The 6,927-nt window shown below is 39.6% G+C and carries 7 protein-coding genes; 6 read left to right on the forward strand and 1 reads right to left on the reverse strand.

Annotation, left to right across the window (positions count from 1 at the left end):
• The first annotated feature begins 358 nt into the window (after positions 1–358).
• From pynA to pdrM, 6 genes are all read left to right on the forward strand, one after another.
• Positions 359–1,051 carry a pyrimidine 5'-nucleotidase PynA gene (gene pynA / locus HT688_RS01630; protein ID WP_172923491.1) on the forward strand — a complete coding sequence of 231 codons (693 nt, stop codon included), beginning with the start codon at positions 359–361 and terminating at the stop codon, positions 1,049–1,051.
• A gap of 61 nt (positions 1,052–1,112) precedes the next feature.
• Positions 1,113–1,766, forward strand: a complete 654-nt coding sequence (locus HT688_RS01635) for a uracil-DNA glycosylase (protein ID WP_050261949.1) — start codon at positions 1,113–1,115, stop codon at positions 1,764–1,766.
• A gap of 9 nt (positions 1,767–1,775) precedes the next feature.
• Positions 1,776–2,240, forward strand: a complete 465-nt coding sequence (locus HT688_RS01640; protein WP_001135773.1) for an NUDIX hydrolase — start codon at positions 1,776–1,778, stop codon at positions 2,238–2,240.
• Between the two features lie 12 nt (positions 2,241–2,252).
• A complete protein-coding gene (locus HT688_RS01645; protein ID WP_172923492.1) occupies positions 2,253–3,521 on the forward strand; it encodes a dihydroorotase in 1,269 nt (422 codons plus the stop codon).
• Between the two features lie 13 nt (positions 3,522–3,534).
• A complete protein-coding gene (locus HT688_RS01650) occupies positions 3,535–3,795 on the forward strand; it encodes a hypothetical protein (RefSeq protein WP_001105926.1) in 261 nt (86 codons plus the stop codon).
• Between the two features lie 10 nt (positions 3,796–3,805).
• Positions 3,806–5,158, forward strand: a complete 1,353-nt coding sequence (gene pdrM / locus HT688_RS01655) for a sodium-coupled multidrug efflux MATE transporter PdrM (RefSeq protein ID WP_172923493.1) — start codon at positions 3,806–3,808, stop codon at positions 5,156–5,158.
• A 213-nt stretch (positions 5,159–5,371) separates the two neighbouring features.
• Here the strand turns inward: pdrM and xerS are convergent, their stop codons facing one another.
• Complete coding sequence (xerS, locus tag HT688_RS01660) at positions 5,372–6,442, reverse strand: tyrosine recombinase XerS (protein ID WP_000817855.1); 1,071 nt, start codon at positions 6,440–6,442, stop codon at positions 5,372–5,374.
• Positions 6,443–6,927: the final 485 nt, after the last annotated feature.

Consider the following 6,927-nt stretch of genomic DNA (forward strand, 5'->3'; position numbering starts at 1 on the left):
CAGTTCCTTTTTATTTTAACAAGAGTAAACCTATAGTGTTTCTAAATTGTGAATCATTCAAAACTGATTGTGATGAGACTATTCTAGCTTTAGAATCCTTCAAAAATTAAAGTTTAAGGCAATCAATTACTTAGAAGAGTACGAAAACATTTAGTTTATAGGAATTCTAAGTCTAGAATTGCATAGATATTTATGAAGTTAGGGTGTTCGATAGTTAGGATTGTTCTATTCTGAACGATTTGAGCTGTTAGTTGTATAGAAAGTGTTCGAATTTTTTCAAGTGATTAAATTAGTTAATTGTATGAGGTGCTTTATGATATAATGTTCTTAATGAATTTTCAGAAAGGAAAACCTCAAATTGTCCTACAAATTTCTATTTTTTGACCTCGACCACACTTTGCTTGATTTTGATGCTGCTGAGGATGTGGCTTTAACGCAACTTCTAAAAGAAGAAGGGGTTGCAGATATTCATGCTTATAAAGACTATTATGTTCCTATGAACAAGGCTCTCTGGAAGGACTTGGAGCAAAAGAAAATCAGTAAACAAGAGCTGGTTAACACGCGCTTTTCTCGTTTATTTTCTCATTTTGGACAGGAAAAAGACGGTAGTTTTCTTGCCCAACGTTACCAATTTTACCTCGCCCAGCAGGGACAAACACTATCGGGCGCTCATGATCTCTTGGACAGCCTCATTGATCGTGATTATGACTTGTATGCTGCGACAAATGGCATTACTGCCATTCAGACAGGACGTTTGGCTCAATCTGGTCTAGAACCTTATTTCAATCAAGTCTTTATCTCTGAGCAATTGCAAACTCAAAAGCCGGATGCTCTATTTTATGAAAAAATCGGCCAGCAAATTGCTGGATTTAGTAAAGAAAAGACGCTGATGATTGGAGATTCTCTAACCGCCGACATTCAAGGTGGCAATAATGCTGGGATTGACACTATCTGGTATAATCCTCATCACCTCGAAAATCACACACAAGCCCAGCCGACTTACGAAGTCTATTCTTTCCAAGACTTGCTGGATTGTTTAGATAAACTGTAAAAAGTGGTTTCCATAGCCACTTTTTGCTATAATAGAGGCAGTAAAAATGAAGGAGTCGGCTATGCAACACTCGTCTTGGCATGCTTTGATTAAGGCGCAATTACCTGAGGGTTATTTCGGGAATATCAATCAGTTTATGGAGCAGGTTTATGCTCAGGGGATTGTTTATCCGTCCAAGGAAAAGGTTTTTCAAGCTCTCTTGACCACACCCCTAGAAGACGTTAAGGTGGTGATTCTAGGACAAGACCCCTATCACGGGCCAGGTCAAGCGCAGGGCTTGAGTTTTTCTGTACCGGACTCTATCCCAGCTCCACCATCCTTGCAAAATATCTTGAAAGAATTGTCAGAGGATATTGGCGTTAAGAAATCTCATGATTTGACAGCTTGGGCTGAGCAAGGAGTCTTGCTTCTTAATGCTTGTTTGACGGTTCCTGCTGGACAGGCCAATGGTCATGCTGGTCAAATATGGGAGCCTTTTACGGATGCTGTGATTCAGGTGGTCAATCAACTAGATAAACCAGTCGTTTTTGTACTCTGGGGATCCTATGCACGTAAGAAGAAGGTCTTGGTTACCAATCCTCATCACTTGATTATCGAATCAGCCCATCCCAGTCCTTTATCGGTTTACAGAGGATTTTGGGGTTCCAAGCCTTTTTCCAAGGCCAATGCATTCTTAAAAGAGACAGGACAAGAGCCAATCGATTGGCTTAGATAAGGAGAAAATATGCCTCAGTTAGCGACAATTTGCTACATTGATAACGGGAAAGAACTGCTCATGCTCCACCGTAATAAGAAGCCCAATGATGTCCATGAAGGGAAATGGATTGGTGTGGGTGGTAAGCTAGAGCGTGGTGAGACACCTCAGGAATGTGCAGCGCGTGAAATCCTTGAAGAAACAGGGCTCAAAGCCAAGCCAGTTCTAAAAGGTGTTATCACTTTTCCTGAATTTACGCCAGATTTAGACTGGTACACCTATGTTTTTAAGGTGACAGAGTTTGAGGGCGACTTGATTGACTGCTATGAGGGGACGCTAGAATGGGTTCCCTATGATGAGGTTTTGAGCAAGCCTACTTGGGAAGGTGACCATACCTTTGTTGAGTGGCTTTTAGAGGACAAACCCTTCTTTTCAGCCAAGTTTGTTTATGATGGGGATAAATTGTTGGATACCCAAGTTGATTTCTATGAATAAAGGAGAAAGCAGATGCTACTAATCAAAAATGGTCGTGTAATGGATCCCAAGTCTGGTTTGGATCAAGTTTGTGATGTCTTAGTTCAAGATGGGAAAATTATCAAAATTGCGCCTGAGATCACGGAAGAAGGAGCAGAAACGATTGATGCTACTGGTCTTGTAGTTGCTCCTGGCTTGGTCGATATTCATGTTCATTTCCGTGAACCTGGTCAAACCCACAAGGAAGATATTCATACAGGTGCCCTAGCAGCCGCTGCAGGCGGTTTTACAACTGTTGTCATGATGGCTAATACTAGTCCAACCATTTCAGATGTAGAAACCCTGCAAGAAGTTCTCCAGTCAGCTGCCAAGGAAAAGATTCATGTTAAGACGGTTACGACCATTACTAAGAATTTTAATGGGCAAGATTTGACTGACTTTAAAGCACTCTTAGAAGCTGGAGCTGTTGGTTTTTCTGATGATGGTATTCCGCTTGAAAGTAGTAAAGTTGTCAAGGAAGCCATGGAGGAAACTAAAAAGCTTAATACCTTTATTAGTCTTCATGAGGAAGATCCAGGTTTGAATGGGATTCTTGGGTTTAACGAAAATATTGCTAAAGAACATTTCCATATCTGCGGTGCGACTGGGGTGGCTGAGTATGCTATGATGGCGCGTGATGTCATGATTGCCTATGCAACCAAGGCCCATGTTCATATTCAGCATTTGTCTAAGGAAGAAAGTGTTAAAGTAGTGGAGTTTGCTCAAGGTTTGGGTGCGCAAGTCACAGCAGAAGTAGCGCCACAGCATTTTTCTAAGACCGAAGCGCTCCTTTTGACACAAGGAAGTAATGCCAAGATGAATCCGCCGCTTCGTTTGGAATCAGACCGTCGTGCCGTGATTGAAGGTCTCAAGTCAGGTGTCATCACAGTTATTGCGACTGACCATGCGCCTCATCATGTTGATGAAAAAAATGTCGAGGATATGACCAAGGCACTATCTGGCATGACTGGCTTAGAAACATCTCTATCTCTCGGATTGACTTATTTGGTAGAAGCTGGTGAGTTAAGCTTGATGGAATTACTCGAAAAGATGACCTACAACCCAGCCAAGCTTTACAATTTTGAAGCTGGTTATTTGGCTGAGAATGGTCCAGCGGACATCACTATTTTTGATTCTAATGCTGACCGCCTTGTGGACTCCCATTTTGCTTCCAAAGCAGCTAATTCACCATTCATCGGTGAAACCTTAAAAGGGCAAGTTAAATATACCATCTGTAAGGGACAAATCGTTTATCAAGCTTGATAGGAGTTGGAATATGAATTATTTTCGAAAACGTAGGGAAAGACAAGCAAAATCTAATAGCGGAATTTACTGTCCCGCAGCTAATCGTTCTAAAATTCAATATGAAACTAAAGAAAAAGCTGACCATGCGGTTCAATATGATAATGGAGGTTTAGTTAGAAGCTATTATTGTCGTACATGTGCGTGTTGGCATACTACTTCAAAATCTAATAATCCTCCGCTAAGTTTGAAAAACTATGGTCTGAAACTCTTTGGTTTAGATAAATCAGAATAGAAAGAGAAGTATGTATAAGACAAAGTGTTTACAAGAGAAGTTAGTATTATTTTTAAAAATTTTCTTCCCAATCCTGATCTACCAATTTGCCAATTATTCTGCCTCTTTTGTTGACACTGCAATGACAGGCCAATACAATACCATGGACTTGGCTGGTGTGTCTATGGCGACCAGTATCTGGAATCCTTTTTTTACATTCCTAACAGGGATTGTGTCAGCCCTGGTGCCTATCATTGGTCACCATCTTGGTAGTGGTAAAAAGGAAGAAGTTGCGTCAGATTTTTACCAGTTCATCTATCTGGCCTTGGGTCTATCCGTGGTCTTGCTGGGACTAGTACTTTTCCTGGCACCACCCGTTTTAAATCATATCGGACTAGAAGCACCAGTGGCAGCAGTAGCGGTTCGCTATCTTTGGTTTTTATCTATCGGGATTATCCCCTTGTTGCTCTTTAGTGTCATTCGTTCCTTGCTGGATTCGCTGGGCTTGACCAAACTGTCCATGTCCCTCATGCTTTTGTTACTTCCTCTCAATAGTGGATTTAACTACCTCTTGATTTACGGGGCCTTTGGTGTTCCAGAACTGGGAGGTGCTGGTGCTGGTTTAGGAACATCCTTGGCCTACTGGGTCTTGCTGGGGATTTCTGTTTTGGTTCTATTTAAACAGGAGAAGCTCAAAGTCTTACACCTTGAGAAACGCATTCCACTTAATATGGATAAAATTAAGGAAGGAGTTCGTTTAGGTCTGCCTATTGGGGGGACTGTATTTGCTGAGGTGGCTATCTTTTCCGTGGTTGGCTTGATTATGGCTAAGTTCTCGTCCTTGATTATCGCTAGTCACCAGTCAGCTATGAACTTTTCAAGTCTCATGTACGCCTTTCCTATGAGTATCTCATCTGCTATGGCTATTGTCGTTTCCTATGAAGTGGGAGCCAAGCGATTTGATGATGCGAAAACCTATATTGGTCTAGGAAGATGGACAGCCCTCATTTTTGCGGTCTTCACCTTATCCTTCCTTTACATTTTTAGGGGAAGTGTGGCTAGTCTTTATGGTAACAACCCAGAATTTATCGATTTGACAGCACGTTTTTTGACTTACAGTCTTTTCTTCCAGTTAGCAGATACCTTTGCAGCACCTCTTCAGGGAATTTTACGGGGGTATAAGGATACCGTTATTCCTTTTTACCTTGGTTTGGTTGGTTATTGGGGGGTGACACTCCCAGTAGCTATGGTATTCGACTCTCTAACAGATTTTGGAGCTTATTCTTACTGGATTGGTTTGATTATTAGTTTAATCGTGAGCGGGGCTCTCTACCGTTGGCGTTTAACTGCGATTATGAAGAGATTTGAATCCAGAAAAGCTTGATTTTTAGAATTCATACAAGCAAAAATATCCTTCCTTGTCTGCATTATTTTTGCTATAGTTAAATTAGTAGTAGGCAAATGAGAATTTCAAAAATATAGAAACAATTGATATTCCACGCTACTTTACTGGTATCAGATATAAAGAAAAAGAAGTTGGTTGTAGGACCAGCTTCTTTTTTTGATAAATATTTTACATAAGTTATATTACGTAAAATCATAAACTGTCCAGAGCATTCTTTTGTTCATCATTGACGATATGGGTATAGAGGTCAGTGACTTGTGTGCTGGCATGTCCTAGCTGGTGGCTGACTAAAACTTGCGATTTAGTGGCATCATAGAGCCTAGTTGCTAGAGTATGGCGTAGTTTATGGGGAGTTACACGGACTTTGAAGTCATCAGAATACTTAGCAACCATTTTCTCAACGCTGGAAGCATCGATACGATTAGGAACACCTCTGTAGAGAGTCAAAAAAAGGGCTGTATCTGTTTTTTCTGTTTTATAGCGTTGAGTCCGAATGGCCAGATAATTCTCTAAATAAGGCTTAGCAAAGGCAGCGACATTGACCGAATCACGTTTGCCCCCTTTTCGAGTGACATCAATAACCATCATTTTTAGATTGAGATTTCTTAGATCCAGATTAACAGCTTCAGATAAGCGGACACCAGAAGCCAAGAGAAGGGCAATAATGGCCAAATCACGTTCTTTGTTTTTATTAAATGAAGATAGGGCGCGATTTGAAAGTTTTTGTGGATACTCTTGGTCAATATAAGTTAGAAAACCTTCTGTTTCATCACCTAAAAAGAGTTTTTGCTTGATGTTTTCAGCTCTAGCAGCAAGTGTTTCTTTCTTTTTTTTGGTTGAAACTTTCTTCATTACATTACGATAGAAATAAGGTTCCCCTTGATCGTTTTCAACTTCCTCAGTCAAATACTTATAAAGACTAGAAAGTGCTGACAAGGTCCGATTGATGGTTGTCTGAGAAACACCTTGCTTGCTTGTATTAGCATTCAGCAAGGGACGTTCACGTAGATAAAGTATAAAGGATTCCATGTCTTTCTTAGACATATTTTCCAAGACAGATAAAGAAATATCAGATATTTTATCGGCGTTTGAGATACCAGATTCTAAAACCCAGCTGAAAAATCGATCGTATTCCTTCAGGTATTCGTACAAGGTTGTAAAACTGTAAGGAACAGCAAGCTTAGATTGGTAGTATTCAAGAACATACCAGGGCATGATTTGTTTTAGTTTGTCGATTCGTTCCAGTAAAATCTCTCGTTTCATGTATTTTCTCCATAAATAAGTCTATTAGTAGTATAGCATGGACTTATTTATTTTTCAAGAAAATTATAGTTTTTCGGAAAGATGATATAGAGCTTTTTAAAGAAGACTTAGACCTGAGTAAAACAGATCTAAGTCTTTGGAGTTTCTATTGAGAATCATTAGCTAGTGCTTTTTCTAGTTTCCAAATACTAAACCAGAATGAAATAGTCAACAGAATAAAGAAAATCATAAAGAACTCACCCATTAAACTTCTGTTAATACTACACAACTGAAGAGCTATATAAGGAGCTATGAGATACAAAATACATTGTATAATTGCTATTGTTTTCTTTTTCATGATTTTAATCTTACTGTACAGATTTGATACAGTAAACTCCTTTCTAGCTTTATGCTTTATCATTTCTAACTTAATTATAGTCTTATTTTACCAAAGTTCAATTATTTGTATGTAAAATTCCTTATCTGTAAAAAGTCATAACCACCCG

Origin of the sequence: Streptococcus sp. 1559 (assembly GCF_013276735.1) — a bacterium.
GTDB classification, from domain to species: Bacteria; Bacillota; Bacilli; order Lactobacillales; family Streptococcaceae; genus Streptococcus; species Streptococcus pseudopneumoniae.